Origin of the sequence: Victivallis vadensis (genome assembly GCF_003096415.1) — a bacterium.
GTDB lineage: Bacteria > Verrucomicrobiota > Lentisphaeria > Victivallales > Victivallaceae > Victivallis > Victivallis vadensis.
The window spans coordinates 1-14,938 of the sequence record NZ_QEKH01000023.1; the positions used below are offsets into that span (position 1 = coordinate 1).

Annotated in this window: 12 protein-coding genes, 1 tRNA gene and 1 pseudogene; 13 read left to right on the forward strand and 1 reads right to left on the reverse strand. The window is 56.1% G+C overall.

What is annotated here, in order from left to right; genetic code table 11:
- The 13 genes and pseudogenes from C8D82_RS21255 to C8D82_RS13560 all read left to right on the forward strand — a co-directional run.
- A partial coding sequence (locus C8D82_RS21255) for a beta strand repeat-containing protein (protein ID WP_165833075.1) occupies positions 1–4,944 on the forward strand: 4,944 nt, incomplete at its 5' end.
- A gap of 493 nt (positions 4,945–5,437) precedes the next feature.
- Positions 5,438–6,106, forward strand: coding sequence for a hypothetical protein (locus C8D82_RS13510; RefSeq protein ID WP_133245202.1), 669 nt, complete (start codon positions 5,438–5,440; stop codon positions 6,104–6,106).
- A 26-nt stretch (positions 6,107–6,132) separates the two neighbouring features.
- Positions 6,133–6,393, forward strand: a complete 261-nt coding sequence (locus C8D82_RS13515; protein ID WP_116884821.1) for a PqqD family peptide modification chaperone — start codon at positions 6,133–6,135, stop codon at positions 6,391–6,393.
- Between the two features lie 3 nt (positions 6,394–6,396).
- The gene (locus C8D82_RS13520; protein WP_116884822.1) at positions 6,397–8,091 is read left to right on the forward strand and encodes an ABC transporter ATP-binding protein; all 1,695 of its coding nucleotides are present in this window, start codon (positions 6,397–6,399) and stop codon (positions 8,089–8,091) included.
- Positions 8,088–8,642 carry a S24/S26 family peptidase gene (locus tag C8D82_RS13525; RefSeq protein ID WP_116884823.1) on the forward strand — a complete coding sequence of 185 codons (555 nt, stop codon included), beginning with the start codon at positions 8,088–8,090 and terminating at the stop codon, positions 8,640–8,642. Before C8D82_RS13520 ends, C8D82_RS13525 begins: the two co-directional genes overlap by 4 nt.
- Before the next feature lie 76 nt (positions 8,643–8,718).
- Positions 8,719–8,793 (forward strand) — tRNA-Met (locus C8D82_RS13530).
- Positions 8,794–8,946: 153 nt separating this feature from the next.
- Positions 8,947–9,705, forward strand: a complete 759-nt coding sequence (locus C8D82_RS13535; RefSeq protein ID WP_116884824.1) for a hypothetical protein — start codon at positions 8,947–8,949, stop codon at positions 9,703–9,705.
- Positions 9,706–9,960: 255 nt separating this feature from the next.
- Positions 9,961–10,386 (forward strand): annotated as a pseudogene (locus C8D82_RS13540) (hypothetical protein); the annotation flags it as partial.
- 99 nt (positions 10,387–10,485) lie between these two features.
- Positions 10,486–11,331, forward strand: a complete 846-nt coding sequence (locus C8D82_RS13545; protein WP_133245203.1) for a hypothetical protein — start codon at positions 10,486–10,488, stop codon at positions 11,329–11,331.
- A gap of 96 nt (positions 11,332–11,427) precedes the next feature.
- Positions 11,428–11,601: a hypothetical protein gene (locus tag C8D82_RS21260; protein WP_165833076.1), complete on the forward strand. Its 174-nt coding sequence runs from the start codon at positions 11,428–11,430 to the stop codon at positions 11,599–11,601.
- On the forward strand, positions 11,552–11,899 hold the full coding sequence (locus C8D82_RS13550; RefSeq protein ID WP_165833077.1) for a helix-turn-helix transcriptional regulator: 348 nt from the start codon (positions 11,552–11,554) through the stop codon (positions 11,897–11,899). The genes C8D82_RS21260 and C8D82_RS13550 overlap by 50 nt, the downstream gene beginning before the upstream one ends.
- The gene (locus C8D82_RS13555) at positions 11,896–12,162 is read left to right on the forward strand and encodes a hypothetical protein (protein ID WP_116884828.1); all 267 of its coding nucleotides are present in this window, start codon (positions 11,896–11,898) and stop codon (positions 12,160–12,162) included. Before C8D82_RS13550 ends, C8D82_RS13555 begins: the two co-directional genes overlap by 4 nt.
- A 46-nt stretch (positions 12,163–12,208) precedes the next feature.
- On the forward strand, positions 12,209–12,619 hold the full coding sequence (locus C8D82_RS13560) for a hypothetical protein (RefSeq protein WP_133245204.1): 411 nt from the start codon (positions 12,209–12,211) through the stop codon (positions 12,617–12,619).
- Between the two features lie 78 nt (positions 12,620–12,697).
- Here C8D82_RS13560 and C8D82_RS13565 read toward each other — a convergent pair whose 3' ends face one another.
- Positions 12,698–14,938: an alpha-L-rhamnosidase gene (locus tag C8D82_RS13565; protein ID WP_116884830.1), complete on the reverse strand. Its 2,241-nt coding sequence runs from the start codon at positions 14,936–14,938 to the stop codon at positions 12,698–12,700.

Sequence of the window (14,938 nt, forward strand, 5' to 3'; positions counted from 1 at the left end):
AATGGCGAATTCTACAAAGTCGGCACGAACGCGTTCAGCACTCTCTCGGAAGCGGTCAGCGCCGCAGAGGAGAACAGCGTCCTGACCGTCGCGGGCGCAAACTACGGCAGCGCCGCGCTCAACATCAACGCGTCCCAGACCTGGAAGGCGGGCGACGATGCCGCCATCACCGGACTCGCTACAATCAACATCGCTGACGGCGTCACGTGGAACAACCTCGCCGCGATCGACATCGCCGCCGGTTCCACCCTGAAGCTCAACGACCGCAACAACACCAATCCGGACAATGGCGGCATCTGGCGCGAATACACGTTGAACGGCAGGATTACCGGCGGCGGCCGCCTGGAATACATGAGCAGCCAGACGAATGCGAACACCAGCCTGATTCTGGGCAACGGCCTGTATGCCGGTGCGGCGGACGGCGCCGGCATCGCGGTTGGAGCGCGCCGTCTCTACCTGAACGGCAACGGCGCGAATGTCACGGTCGTCAGCTATGCTCCCAACATGATTCTTGACGGAATCTGGGGCGGCAGTGCCGTGGCGGGAGCCGCGATCAATCAGGACCTGACGGTCAAGGTCGACGGAGTCGGCTTCTCCGGAGTGACCGACGGGATTTACGGCGGCGGCCGGGATGCCGACATCATCGGCAATATCAGGGTCGAGCTTGCCAATATCCCCGGCGGCAATGCCAAAATTGACGTATTCGGAGGCAATGTTCTGGACAGCGTCGCCGGAGACCGCGGCGTAATTACCGGCAATATCTCCATTACGATCACCGACAGCACCGTGGGCCGCGTGTTCGGCGGCAGTGAAAGCGGCGGCAGCATGACCGGAAACACTTCCGTGACGCTGACCAACTCGACCGCCGGAGCGGTCTACGGCGGCGGCGGCGGCACCTTTGCGGTGAACGGCAACACGTCGGTCACGCTGACCGGCTCCACCGTCGGCTCCGCGACCGGCGCCGGAACCGTCTATGCCGGAGCCATGCAGACAGACGGCAAGGTGACCGGGACCGCCATCCTGATCGTGACGGATTCCACTATTTACGGACGCGTCGGCGGCCCCAACGGCAGCGTCGGGCGCACCAGCATCACGTTGAACGGCAACACCGTAGTCGGCGGCGACAAGGTGTATGTCGAAAGCATGGCCAGTTCGGTGTTCGGCGGCACGGTCGACGAACGCGGCGGCGCGGGTTCCACCTTTATCAGCGTCGGCGGCAACACCCGGCTGCTCGGCAGCGCCTTCCAGACCGGAACGGCCGGCGGCAATCTCTACGGCGGCAGCCGCCAGTATTCGTGGGTGACCGGCGACACCGAAGTCGAAATCAAGGATAACGCCTCAATCGCCGGTTCGGTGTTCGGCGGCGGCATCGGCAACGGCTACAAGGGCTATGACGGCGTCGGCGGCAATACGTCGATCACGGTTTCCGGCAGCGCCGAAGTCGTCGGCGACATCTACGGCGGCGGCGAAACGAGCAACGGCGACGACGGCGGCTACTCGGTCAAGGGCAATACCGAAATCACCATCCGGGACAACGCCGGTGTCCACAGCATCTACGCCGGAGGCAAGGCGGGCACGGTCGGCGGCACCGGCACGATCACCGTCTGCGGCGGCACTTTCGCGGCCGGTTCGGTGATTGACGGCGCCAATGTTGCGGGCGGCACCACCCTGAACCTTGAAAACGTCGCTTCGGTCGCCGATGTCACGTTCCGGAACCTGGCGCTGGTCAATGTGAAGCAGGATATGGCCTATTCCCTGAACCGGTTCGTGAACGTCGCGGAAATCTCGATCTCCGCCGGCAAGACCCTGACGCTGGATGCGGCCAACACCGATGTGACGCTCGGCTCGGACGTCACCGGCGACGGCAAATTCGCGGTAAACGCCCGTGATTTCTACGCCAACGGCAAAAGCGTTACACTGAGCGACAGCACCATCACCGGCAAGGTGACCGGGGCGACTTACACGACTCCCGGCGGCAAGGACTTCACCTCCACCGACCTGACGTTGAACAATGCGGCGGTAACCGGGGATGTCTACGGCGGCTCTTATTACACCGGCCATGTCGGTTCGGCCAAGGTCACCATCAACGGCGGCACCTACAACGGCCGCGTCTACGGCGGCAGCATCACCGACTATTACTACGATGAAATCACGGTGGACCATGCGGAAACCGTGATCACCGCCGGAACCTTCGCCAAGGAAGTCTACGGCGGCAGCGGGGCGGCTTCCTCCGTCAAGCTCGGTTCGAGCCTGACGATCTCCGGCGGCACCTTCTCCAATTCGGTGTTCGGCGGCGGGGGCGGCGGTTCCTTCGTCGGCGGTTACACGCTTGATGCCGGTAATATACCGGTGGAAGACGCCTCCCTGCCGAAAGCGGACAGCACCCTTACCATCACCGGCGGGACCTTCAACACCAAGTCCTCGAACAGCATCGGCGGCGTCTACGGCGGCAATGCCCACGGTTTCGTAACCGGCAACGCCTCCGTTGCAGTGACCGGAACGGATACCGTCAGCATCACCGGTCCGGTTGTCGGCGGCAACAACGCCTCCAGTCCCTCCGGCCGGGCGGCCAACTACATCGGCGGCAACGCCTCCGTAATCATCGGCAACGCCCATGCGGTGATTGCCGGAAACGTGGCCGGCGGTTCCAGCAGCCGGAAGTACGAGGGCGGCGGCTCCGCGACGCTGGTCAAGGGCAACAGCTCCGTGACCATCTCGGCCGGAACGGTCAACGGCAATGTCTACGGCGGCGGCTTCGGGATTTCCGGCGGCATTTCGACCGTGAACGGCAATACCTCCGTGACAGTTTCGGGAGGCACGGTGAACGGCAACATCTATGCCGGAGGCAATGAGTTCAGTACGGTCGGCGGCAACGTCACCGTCACGGTCAGTGGCGGCAATATCACCGCCGACCTGATCGACGGCTGCAACGTCTCGGTGGATGGGACCAGCACCTTCGTCTATGACGATGCCGCGACCTTCAGCGTCAGGACGGTCCGGAACTTCGACAAACTGGTCATCAACCGCAACGCCGACCTGACCGGAACCGAATTCAAGGAGATCGGCGCTCTGGAGCTCGGCGCCGGTGTCGATGATGTGAAGTTCGACAAACTCACATTCAGCGAGGATGCGTCATTGACGGTCGGAAAAAACACGACGCTGCGGGGCGAATTCACGCTCGGCAAGCGTAATTCGGAAGTCGTCCAGAAGGCCGATATTACCGGTACGATGACAGGCGCCGGCGGAGAATCCGTCCTGTACGTCAGCGGTAAGCGCGCGGAAGTGAATCTCTCCGGCGATATCAGCAATGCGGCTCACGGCATCAAATTCGGCGGCAACGAACTTATCGTCGATACGATCGGTTCAATGGACCTGAGCACCGGCAGCAGGCATACCTATTGCAACGGCATCTTCGCCAACAGCGATAATGGAGACCTGACGACTGTGGTCGGCCGTATGACCGGTCGAATTTCCGTCGAGGAATTCGGCGGCCAGTTCGCAAACGGCATTTTCATGGACGGCGGCGCCAGCAGCACCTTCAAATTGAATGAATTTGCAGCCGGCGCTTCCATCCGGGCTTACAGCGCCGGCGGTTTTGCCTCCGGTTTCAGCAACCAGGCGGATTTCGACGGTAATGCGCCTGCGGATGTCCGCGGTACGGCGGTCGCCCTGACGGAAATCGCCCCCCTGGCCGGTTCGATCGAAGCATATGCCGATCAATATGCCGCAGTCGGCGTCAACGTCTCCGGTGAAGCCAGAGGCGATCTGACGGTCGGAACCCTCTCCGGCAGCATCTACGCCGAACTCTCGCAGAGCTCCAACTATCACGAAGGAGCATACGGCCTGATGACCGGCACGGAAAACGCAGACGGCACTTCCATCCTGACGGTCCGCGATCTCTCCGGCACGGTTGCTGCCAATGCCGTCTCCGCGAAGAATGACGACGGCCGGACGATGGCATACGGTCTTGTCGCCGGCACCAGCGTCAATGCGACGATTTCCGGTACGGTCTTCGCCGGCAGCTATCAGGGCAATGACCTGATGGCGAAGCTCGCCGGAGTCCGCAACGGCAGCGTCGCGGCCGATTCGCTTGCGGCTTACGCAACCGGAATTGCGATTGTCGGCGGCAGCCGGAGCGATACGATCACGCTGAAGAGCGGCGCCATGATCTTCGGCGATATCGATCTTGGAACCGGTGACGATACACTGACGATGGAAAACGGCGTCACCGTGAACGGGAAGATCAGCCTCGGCGACGGCAATGACAAGATCACCGTCAACGGAACTTTCTCCGGAACGATCGATCTCGGCGGCGGCCAAAACACGCTGACGATTTCCGCTGCGACTGACCTGACGAACAGTACTCTCACCGGTACGCTTTCACGTCTGGAAGTGGCGGCCGGCAAGACCGGTACGGTAGCTGTCGATGACGCGCTCCTCGCCGCTTCGGGAGAACTCTGCATCAGTGTGGACGGCCGCAGCTACGACAGCACGGAAGCGGCGGTCAGCGTCACCGCCCCGCTGGATTCGAGCCTGTCGATTTCGATCGAAGTCCCGGCGGTCTGGGGCGGTGTGGAGAGTGCGAAAGAGATCATCCTGATCAGGAACCTGACCGGTTCGACCGGCGGGCTCGGCATCGACGGCATGACGATCACCGTCTTCGGCAAGCTCGGCAAGGTTTCCGGCGAACTCGGTTCCGCGCAGGTCGGCGGAGCGGCCACGGTCGATTTCGGCATGGGAGCGAACTGGGGCCTCAAGCTCAATGCAAACGGCGACCTGGTGTTCTACAACGATATGCCCCGAACCATGGCGGCATTCAACGAACCGTCGATCGCCTCGGCGATGAACTGCCTCGCGACCGAAAACATCGTCTCCGGCTGCGGCAGCACGCTCGACGCGCTGAACCTCAACCTGGACGCCGACAACAAGAAACAGTTGGCGTAAACAACAAATTCCAAACAACCAATAAGGATTGAGAGAAAAATGGAAAAATTCGACTACGAACGTCCTGAACTGATTGAGTTCAGTGATTGGAATGGCATTCAGGGAGCCGACAGCTCCGGCACCGGCGGAGAAGGCGGACAGCCCTGAGCCCCCTCCCCCGCAACTCCGGGCGGCGACAGTTTACCACTGCTGCCGCCCGGATATTTTTCCGCACAATTGCCGAAACCGCTTGACAAGAATACATTCATCCTGTAGTTTATAGTGATTATACAAGAATAAGCATTAAAGTGTGACAGTTCCTTTCATGGTCCGGTATCTGGATTTAAACAAGCGAGTACAATGGCAGGCGGAAAATGAGTCCACCGTGCTCCTGCTCGATAAGATGGGTGATATCGCCGGTCTATCCTTTACGGCCTCTCCGGAAAACGCTTCACCGCTTTTTGATTTTTCCCTGATTCCCGAACCGGTTTCTCCGTCGGGGGAAATCAAATGGATGGATACGCTTTATTTCGCCTCCGACAGCGACTGCCGTCACCTGCGCGCCATTGGCAGAATCCGCAACCGGACGCCGGAGGAACTGGGTTTCCTTTACCGCCGTCTCTTTTTCTACGGGCTGCTTTCCGAACTATTGGCGGGGGAACTTTTTTACTTTCACGGCGGCCTGCTGGTTCACAATGGTTCCGGAACACTGTTTTCCGGTCCCAGCGGAGTCGGCAAGAGTACGTTTGCCCGGCGGATCACCCCGGATTTTGAAGTACGCAGTGATGATCTGGTGCTGCTTTACCGCAAAACAGGCCAGTGGTTCGCCCATCCGGCCCCCACCTGGAGCATCTGGTTCGCCAATACGGCGCTGCCGCGCCGCTATCGGACGGCGGAACCGGTCCCGTTGCGGAATTTCATCCTGCTCGGCCGCGATCAGGTTGAATCCTTTTCCACCCGGCTGCCGCTTCCGCTCCGGCAGATCGGGCTTTCCCGGGCCTTGAATGACCTCGTCCATATCCTCGCCTCGCCGTGTCCGCCGGAGTTCCGCCGGCGTTTATCCCAAAATATCCTGCACGGCGCCTCCGAATTATGCCGAAGCCTGCCGGGCGGCTATTTCAAGCTGAACCTGACCGATGATCCCCGGAGCAATCCGGACTTCCGGCGGTTCCTCGACTCCTGATCTAACAACCAACTCAAGGAAATACCATGAAAGTCAATCCAGAAATCATTCTGCGTGAAGAGTTTGACGGCAGCGCATTTCTGTTCAATCCCGACGACGGCCAGATCTTCGGCCTGAATCCGACCGCGAAGTTCATCTGGAAAAGCTTGGCCCGCGACGAAACGCCGGAGCAGATTCTGGCCGGCCTCGCCGAACACAGCGCCTCCCCCCTCCCCCCGGAGGCGGAGAAAGACCTGAATGATTTTCTGCTCCAGCTGCAGGACAAAGGCTACCTGTCACGGAATTGAACCATGCCCAGTTCTCCCGTCTGGTCCGCCTCCTCTCCTGAAAACTCCGGCTTTACCGGGGTATGGCGTCTCCTGCGCCCGGAGCTGATTCCGGAAAAACGGCGAATCGCCCTGCTTGGGGCCATCGTGCTGATCTCCACCGCGATCAGCTACCTCTCTCCATGGCTTCAGCGCAAATGCATCAACGCACTGGAGATCCGGGTCTGGGAGCCGGCGGTCCAGTTCGCCGCCGCGGTCTTTTCCGCCATCGCCGCGGCCCGGCTGCTCGACGCGGCGGAGACCTATCTGGTCAATATCCTGAATACCCGGATCGGCCTCTCCCTGAAGCGGCGCATGCTCGGCAGCCTGCTCGGCCTTTCCGCCGCCAGCATTTCCCGGCTCGGCAGCGGTTATATCGCCGGGCGGCTGTTGAACGACCTCGATACGAGCAGCTATCTCTATTCCGGCGTGCTCTGTTCGGGGGTGCGCAATGCGCTGAAAATCATCGGCGGCTTCTGCTTCATCGCGCTGTTCGACTGGCGGATCGCCGCCGGATTGCTGCCCGCCCTCGCCTGTTACTGGCCGGTCGCCGCATTGTTCCGCCGCCGCCAATATCAGCTGGCGCTTGAAGTCTGCGAGCGCCGCGCCGAATCCAACCGCACCATCTATGACGCGCTGCGCAATATCACGCTGGTCAAGGCCGGGACGGCCGAACAACAGGCGAACGACCGGTTCCACAGCGAATTGAACTCCATCGAGCAGCTCCAGCTGCGCCGTTTCAAGCTGGACAACCTGTTCCGGGCCGCTCTGCTGCTTCTGCCCGGCATCTGCTACGCCGGAGTCGCCGCGCTCGGCATTCACATGATTCTGGCCGAACGCTGGACGCTCGGTGAATTCTGGGCGTTGAATTGCTATCTGTCCTATCTCTTCAATCCGCTTCAGGCACTGTGTGCCTCCACGGTCCGGGTCCAGCAGGCGGTTGCGGCGGCAGGACGGCTGCTGCAATTGCAGCGCCTGATGCCGGAGCCGGGCGGCGGTTCAAGAAAGGCCGACCGCCTCACCGGAAAAATCACAATCCGGCGCCTGAATTTCTCCTATGATGCCGCCACTCCGGTTTTCCGCGATTTTTCTCTGGAAATCTCTCCGGGCGAAAAGGTGGTGATCACCGGAGAAAGCGGTTGCGGGAAAAGCACTCTCGCCGCCTTGCTGCTCAGTTTCTACCGCCCCACTTCCGGGGAAATTCTTTTCGACGACCATCCGCAGCATGAGTACGAGCTTGCCACCCTGCGCCGCCGGATCGGTTACCTGAGCCAGGTCACCGAATTTTTCAACGGCACCATTCGGGATAATTTGAGCAGCGGACTCGATCGGGCTCCTGATGACGCCGAACTGCTTCAGGCCCTACGGACCGCCGGGGTCGACGAGCTTCTCCGCCATCTGCCGGACGGCCTGGACAGCCGGATTTTTGAAGGCGGAGCCAATTTTTCCGTCGGGGAACGGCTGCGGCTGGCGCTCGCCCGCGAGCTGTTGCGCGACAGCGATATCATCATTTTCGACGAATCCACCGCCAATCTGGACCCGGTGCACGAGCAGCAGCTGCTCGACGTGATCGACCGTCACTTCAGCACGAAAACCATTCTGCTGATCTCGCACCGCGAAAGCAGCATCGCCCACTTCTCCCGCCGGATTCATCTGGAAAAACTCCGGGAGCGCTCATGAACTACATCTATCACGGCAACAGCATGAAGCGCGTTTTTCAGGCGGGCGACGTGCCGGAACTGCGGGAAATTCCGTTCCATGAGTTCCGGCGCGGCGATATCGTCTGCTTCCGCCGCCCGGATGGAGCAGAGGTGATTCACCGTGTGTATCACACCGCTCCGGAGGCGCTGACCACATGGGGAGACAACAACCTTCGGCCCGACCCGGAACCGGTCCGTGCGGAGTGGAATCCCCGGCTGGCGGTCGGCTTTCGGCGCGGAGATAACCGTTTCCTTCTGCCGCGCGGACATGCCGGGATGCGGCAATTCCGGTTCAACCGCCTGCGATTCCATCTGCGCCGTCTGTGCGGCATTCCGTTCCGATTTCTCGCCCGCGGTGCGCGATGGTGGGGAATCCGGCAACTGGAGTACGAAACCTTCGCTCGGGACCGCCATTATTTTTACCGCGGCAAACCGATTGCCCGGAAGCGCAAAAACGGCCCCCTCGAATATCGCCGCTGGTATTACCGGTTGTTTTTCTTCATTCAGGAAGACGATTCCGTCTCACGCTGAAGAAACCGTTATTTTTTCCGCTCCAGCACTTGCAAAATCAACTTTATGGATTATGTTAAGTAACAGTTCGGCATATTGCGGGGTGGAGCAGTGGTAGCTCGTCAGGCTCATAACCTGAAGGCCAATGGTTCGATTCCATTCCCCGCTACCATTTTTCCAGCTCAGAAATGCCGAGAGAGCAACTGAAAAATGGCAAAGTCACAAGTTTGTGTAAAATTTGTGCAAATCCAGAGAGATGCAGCAACGACAGTCCTCCCTGTCAAATCACAACGGATCACAATGATCCAATCAGGGAGGAGTTGCCATGTCAATCAAAATCCGAAGCAAAAAGTTCCATTACCGTTTCATGGTTGCCGGAGTCAGTTATTCCGGCATCTGTAAAGGCTGTGAAATTCCGCCGGGAGCTTCTGCGCGGGAAATTGCCACTTTCAAAAAGCGCGCAGAACACTTTGAGGCATCCGAGCGTACCCGCATTCTTCGCGAAAATGAAGAGCAGAAAGAGATCGAACGGGATATCCGCCGCAACAAAACGGTCATCGCACTCGTCGAAAACTATAAGTATGAATTGACCGGCGGTCATCCTGTCCTCTTGGATGAAGCGTTTGAATTGGCCGCTCAGAAACCATCCAGACGTATCGCCCAACCCAGTTATGCCGGCTTGAAGAAAACTTACTGGCAGGATTTCTGTGCCTATATAGCGCACTTTTATCCCGATATCACGGAAATTTCCCATATCCAGCGTTTGCACTGCGAAGCCTATGTCAAATATCTGACCGATAACGGACATTTCCGGAAAGAAATCCGGTATACTGTTCAAAATGGTCACATGTCACGCGAAGTCTGCTATCACAGCCGTTATCGGATTTCGGCCAAGACGATCAAAGAAATCGTCTGCGTTTGCCGAGGGATCTTCACCCGCCTGATGGAAGATGCCGGGCTGATTGTCAATCCCTGGAACGAAGTTATCCTGCCGGAAGAAGAGAGCACTCCCCGGAGAATCTACACTCAGGAGGAAATCGCAAGAATCGCCGAAGGGATATCCGAAGATCCGCAGCGAATGTGAAACGTCTATCAAGGCCAATCCGATCAGTTTGATCTCTGGTGTCAATACGCCCGTTTCTGCCGTCCCCTCTTTCTGATCGGAGCTTCCGGTTGGCCTGAAGTCGATATCTGTACAATGACCTGGGATAATGTCGATTGGAAAGCGCGGGCCATCATACGTAACCGCAGCAAAACCGGAGCGAATATGGTTCTGTTTTTTACCCCCGATATAGAAAAACTGCTTCGGTTTTAGCCGCAAACCGGTCAATATGTCTTCCCGGAACATGCGGAAATGTATCTGCGCCATTCCGGTTGTGTTTCGTACCGTGTAATCAAATTCCTGAAAGGACTTGGCATCACGACTTCAATACAGATACCGGAACGCCGGGCCGCCAGCGTCAAAGATCATCACAGCCTTCGCCACTCTTATTGTACCCTGGCAAATAAAGCCAGAATTCCGGTCAGTGTCAGAATGAAGCTTGCCGGTCATAAAACGGTAGCGATGGCGGAACACTACGCCAATCACAACGATCTGGATGATCTACGGGAAGCCGCACAACATCTTCCTACTCTTTTGCCAGCCGCCTCTTCCGACGCGTACCCAACAGTCCGGCGGAACAGATTGGCTAATCTGGCATATACACTGCCACCGGAAACGATTGATTATATTCTTTCTCTTGCCATTCCTGCCAAATCAAGTTAATTTCTCTCTTTTTTGATTCCCGGCGAGGTCCAAGTTGAAAATCTTCAAGAAGTTTTCAACTTGACCTTTTGAAAAACTCCTTTTTACTCAAAATTATTTATGAAAGCAATGAAGATAGGTTTGAAATCAAAGTTGCGTGGAAAGGCGGTTCGTCTGATCGATATCTATTATCTTGCCCTCGACACAATATCCGCATTGTTGAAAAACTCCCCACCTCAAAACATCACGCTGGCAGACGGTGTGAAGAGTCTTCAAAAACATCTGCCCGCAGCCGAAGAAATTCTTCAAACAATGCCGGTTTCGGGAGTCAATGTGGAAAATCCACTTCAAGCCATGCAACTGTATGTTTCCACTGTAGAAACCGGAATCACTCGAAAGTTGCCGATTTATGCCAGAGTCCTCAAAAAATTAAATGAGGCGGTAGAAAGTTCCGATTTTTCCGATTCACAAAAAGAAAAGTTATTGGAAATTGCGGTTGAATCATATCTGGCCGGCTGGCTGGCTCTGCTCACTCAGTTCGATCTTTTCTCTGAAAAACTGGATGATCTTCTTGTGCAGACCCGGTGTACAACGCGCGAAGAGATGATGCACGAACTCCGAGAAAAACGTTCCATCGGTGAAATTCTACGGAGATTGGAAGAACTTCAGAAGGCCGACATTCAGGCGATAAAACCGAAGCATCCATTGACACTTGCAGAAAAAGTCGCCATCATCAATACAGCCTTTCGACGCCTTAGTGACCTTGGAATAAAACATTCGTTTACCGGAAGGACCATTCAAAATTGGGACAACGGCAGATGTCCCTATGAAGGATACAGTGCTTTGTTCAATGAGATTGAATTGGCTTCCTGGGCCCCAATAAGATCATCGGAGAGATTAGGAGCAAGCAGGCACTCCGCAATATTATTCCCGGTTTATCCGAAGAGGAGATGTCACGGCGGCTGAAGAAACACTGATTTTCTCATAATTCTTCAATGGTTTTATGACGCTTCTACTTCTGGGGCGTCTTTTTTCGTCTTAAAATCCGGAAACGATCCGGAAATGAAAACCAGAAGTATTGAACGTGATTTCGTGATTTTTCCTGAAGAAAACGGAAAAATCCGCTTCCCTGATGCAGGCGCGTTTGCAAACCGAAACGACAAACCAACATCAGGGAGAAAAATCAATGAGAATTCAGAATCAATCTCATGCCATCGTATTGAACACGGCGGTTAATCTGCTGCGCGAACACTATCCCGGCCTTACAAGCGAACAGTTGCATGCAACCTTGAGCCATTCGGAAATTCAGGGCAGCGTTCAGAAGAAGCTGACGCGCCGCGAATGCGCCGGGCTTCTGGGCGTGTCGGTCAACAGCGTGAACCGTTATATCAAAAACGGCAAACTGAAGGCGGTCAATATCAGTCCGCGACTGGTCCGCATTGATCCTGAAAGCGTTCGGGAGCTGTTGAACCATGGCATACCGGAGGATGAAATCATCGTTCCGCAATGCCATGGGAAGGAGGCGGCCAGATGAACACCGGTGCCGTCATTCCTGCGGAAATCCTGTCCCGGACGGATTTGCCCATCTACGTCAAACTCGTTTACGGCCGGATGAGCGTTCTGCTTGAACGGCATGGTTCGCTGGTTCTGACCACGGAAGAACTTGCGAACCAATGCGGCATCACGCCGCGTCAGGCGGCGAAGTCGTTGCGGTATCTGGTGATGCTGGAACTGATCCGGTTTCACCGCTCCCTTGATGACCGCAGATTGATCCATGTATTCCAGAAAATGAAGTAAACATACGGCGGCGAACGGGCAGTACGACCGTTCGCCGCATCCTGCCATGGATATTTTGATTTCCACCGAAAAACTGAGTTTGTCCCCGGAAATGCTCCGCGAACTTGCCACCTGTCGCAAGAGCTCGGAGGCGGCTGTTTATGCTTGTCAGCAAAAGATCATCGATGATGCCGAAAAGTTCCACCACTTCCACCGGAAACGGCACGAGAAAGCATTACGGCGGAGCATACAATGGGGAGCGGAATACGATGTTTACCTGCAAAAGTATCTTGTGGCGGGCCTCAAACTGAAAACCGCCCGAACCGCCGCCCGAAGGGATTTCATAGCCGCCCATCCACGTCCGAAAAACGCGGACGATCTCATCCGTACCGATGAATTTCCGGGACTCTCCGCTCCATCACTCCGCTATTATCATAGGGCGTATCAGACTTCATTACAATCTACTCCCGCAGAGTAATCCTGCAGATAAATCTGTAAAAAATGAATGAAAAGTAACCCAGTTGGCTCTTTGATATTTCGCTTTTTCTATGAAACGTCATGTAAGAAGTTCCGAATGCGACCGGAGGACCGGAGAAAACGTCAAATCGACGATACACCGAAATCGGGCTGAACCGGAGGAGAGTATATGACGGGAACCATCCGGCATCACCAGCAACCCCGCACCACCTTGAGGAACCGTGATGTCGATCTCGAATTCATCGCCATTTATCCTCCAATCGGAGAGGTAGCGGCAATATTCAGAACGGCAGGCGGAAACGACCGGCATCGGTTGTATTTCCAGATACCGTTTGCCGGGCTGCTCCCAACTGTGCCGAAAACCACCAAGGTAACGAAACATCCAGGCACTGATATCGCCGTACATGATGTGGTTACGTGATGAAGTTCCGTTCCACATTTCTCCGAGAGTAGTCATCCCCAGATCAATCCAGTGCGCCCAGCCGGGGAATTGGCGTTGTGTGAAAAAACGGAGCGCAAGATCAGCGCGGCCGTTTTCCGCCAGGACGCGCGGAATGTACTTTGCGCCGAGAATGCCGAAATCACACGCGTACTCCGTCTTTTCAGCGTATTCAATCAGAAATTCGAGTGCACCAAATTTCTCTTTTTCCGGAACCAGTCCATGATAAAGTGCGCAGCCTGTTGCAGTGAATTCGCCGATGCCGTTGCCGGTTCCATAGCGACCGCCTCCGAGATGAAATCTGCGATGAAATGCCTGAGCAATCGAATCCGCAAGAACCGTATAACGAATCTCGTCAGCCTTGTTGCCGAGCAGTTGGGCGAACTTCGCCAGATATTTTGCATCTCTGTAATAATAACCGGTCGAAGTGATTTGCGCCGGGCAGATTTTCTCCCAGTCAGGCGGGCACCAGTCGCCAAGACCGAAGAAAAGTATATGATCGGTTGCCATGAATTCGCAAAAACCAAGATACCGTTTCATTCCGTCATAATGTTCCCGAATCGCGCCGTCATCCCCGGTATGAAGATAAAGATCATACGGCAGGGAAAAGAGTACACTGTCCCAAGCCGGACCGCTTCCCCAGTTGAACCCGAAGCCCCCAGTCGGCGCGAGTGCAGGAAGCTGGCCGCTCCGGCGTTGGAGATCGCCAAGAATCCGTAACCAGCCGCGATAACCGGAAGCGGCTTCGAAGTTGAATAGTCCCGTTTCGGCAGCCAGCATCACATCGCAGGTCCACCCGCTTTTTTCACGGTGGGGACAGTCAGTCGGAATTCCTACATAGTTGGAACGGTAGGAATTGAGTGTCATGCTTTGAAGGCGGTTGAGCGTTGAATCAGATGTGACAATCTCTCCTGCCGTCTTGAATGCCGTACCGACCTCACGGGCTTCGATTTTGTGGATCTTTGCCCTGCCTCGGATTTTCGCCTCAATATACCGGAAACCGTGATAGGTGAAACGCGGTTCCCAAATTTCAGTCCCGCTGCCTTTCAAGATATAGCGATCGGTCTGGAATTCCCCGGAGTGGATATACATATCCTGATATTCCACGGAAAGCTCTCCAGCCGGAGTCAGCCGTTCAGCATAGCGGAGAATAATTTCCGCTCCTGCTTCCCCCTCGACAAAAATACGAGCCCAACCGGCAAGATTGCGTCCGGCATCATAAACATTGAATTTTTCAGTCGGCCGGGCGATGAATGTCGCCAGTACTTTGCATGGAGGCTGCAGTTCCTGCTCCAAGTCTCCTCCGGGAGGGGCGATCCGCATTGCCGGCGGCCATTTCGTATCGTCGAAACCGTTGGTACACCAGCCGGGCATTTCCAGCCGGGCATCATAGAACTCACCATTACGCAGAGCATTGAAAGTGATCGGACTCTCGCCGACACGCCAACTCTCATCAGAACACAGAACTTCACGCCCGTCCAGCTCCAGCTTCAAGGTCATTTTAGGACAATCCCGCCATGAAGCCGCCCAAAAGCACCATTCATCTTTTGTGTTAGGGTTGTACCAACCGTTGCCGAGAATTACGCCGACGGTATTCCGACCCGGCTTCAGATAAGCGGTCACATCATAAACCGCATAGTTAATTCGAGTCAGATAGTTGCTTGGAACCGGATCAAGCACACGATCTCCAACCTTGTGTCCGTTGAGATATAGTTCGTAAAAACCGAGACCGCAGATCAGAATACGGCCATTTTGAAACGAATTGCTGACTTCGAACTCACGACGAAAAACAGGTGCGTTTTCCCGGGTATCCACCTCGTATCCACGTTTCTTTCCTGGAGCAGCAATCCAGAAACCGAGCCTGATATTACAATTTTGCAT

Bases quoted from the DNA above. Each gene is read 5' to 3' on its own strand.
- C8D82_RS13510 (WP_133245202.1), top strand. From the start codon at position 5,438: ATGGATACGCTTTATTTCGCCTCCGACAGCGACTGCCGTCACCTGCGC.
- C8D82_RS13515 (WP_116884821.1), top strand. From the start codon at position 6,133: ATGAAAGTCAATCCAGAAATCATTCTGCGTGAAGAGTTTGACGGCAGC.
- C8D82_RS13520 (WP_116884822.1), top strand. From the start codon at position 6,397: ATGCCCAGTTCTCCCGTCTGGTCCGCCTCCTCTCCTGAAAACTCCGGC.
- C8D82_RS13525 (WP_116884823.1), top strand. From the start codon at position 8,088: ATGAACTACATCTATCACGGCAACAGCATGAAGCGCGTTTTTCAGGCG.
- C8D82_RS13535 (WP_116884824.1), top strand. From the start codon at position 8,947: ATGTCAATCAAAATCCGAAGCAAAAAGTTCCATTACCGTTTCATGGTT.
- C8D82_RS13545 (WP_133245203.1), top strand. From the start codon at position 10,486: ATGAAAGCAATGAAGATAGGTTTGAAATCAAAGTTGCGTGGAAAGGCG.
- C8D82_RS21260 (WP_165833076.1), top strand. From the start codon at position 11,428: ATGAAAACCAGAAGTATTGAACGTGATTTCGTGATTTTTCCTGAAGAA.
- C8D82_RS13550 (WP_165833077.1), top strand. From the start codon at position 11,552: ATGAGAATTCAGAATCAATCTCATGCCATCGTATTGAACACGGCGGTT.
- C8D82_RS13555 (WP_116884828.1), top strand. From the start codon at position 11,896: ATGAACACCGGTGCCGTCATTCCTGCGGAAATCCTGTCCCGGACGGAT.
- C8D82_RS13560 (WP_133245204.1), top strand. From the start codon at position 12,209: ATGGATATTTTGATTTCCACCGAAAAACTGAGTTTGTCCCCGGAAATG.
- C8D82_RS13565 (WP_116884830.1), bottom strand. From the start codon at position 14,938: ATGCAAAATTGTAATATCAGGCTCGGTTTCTGGATTGCTGCTCCAGGA.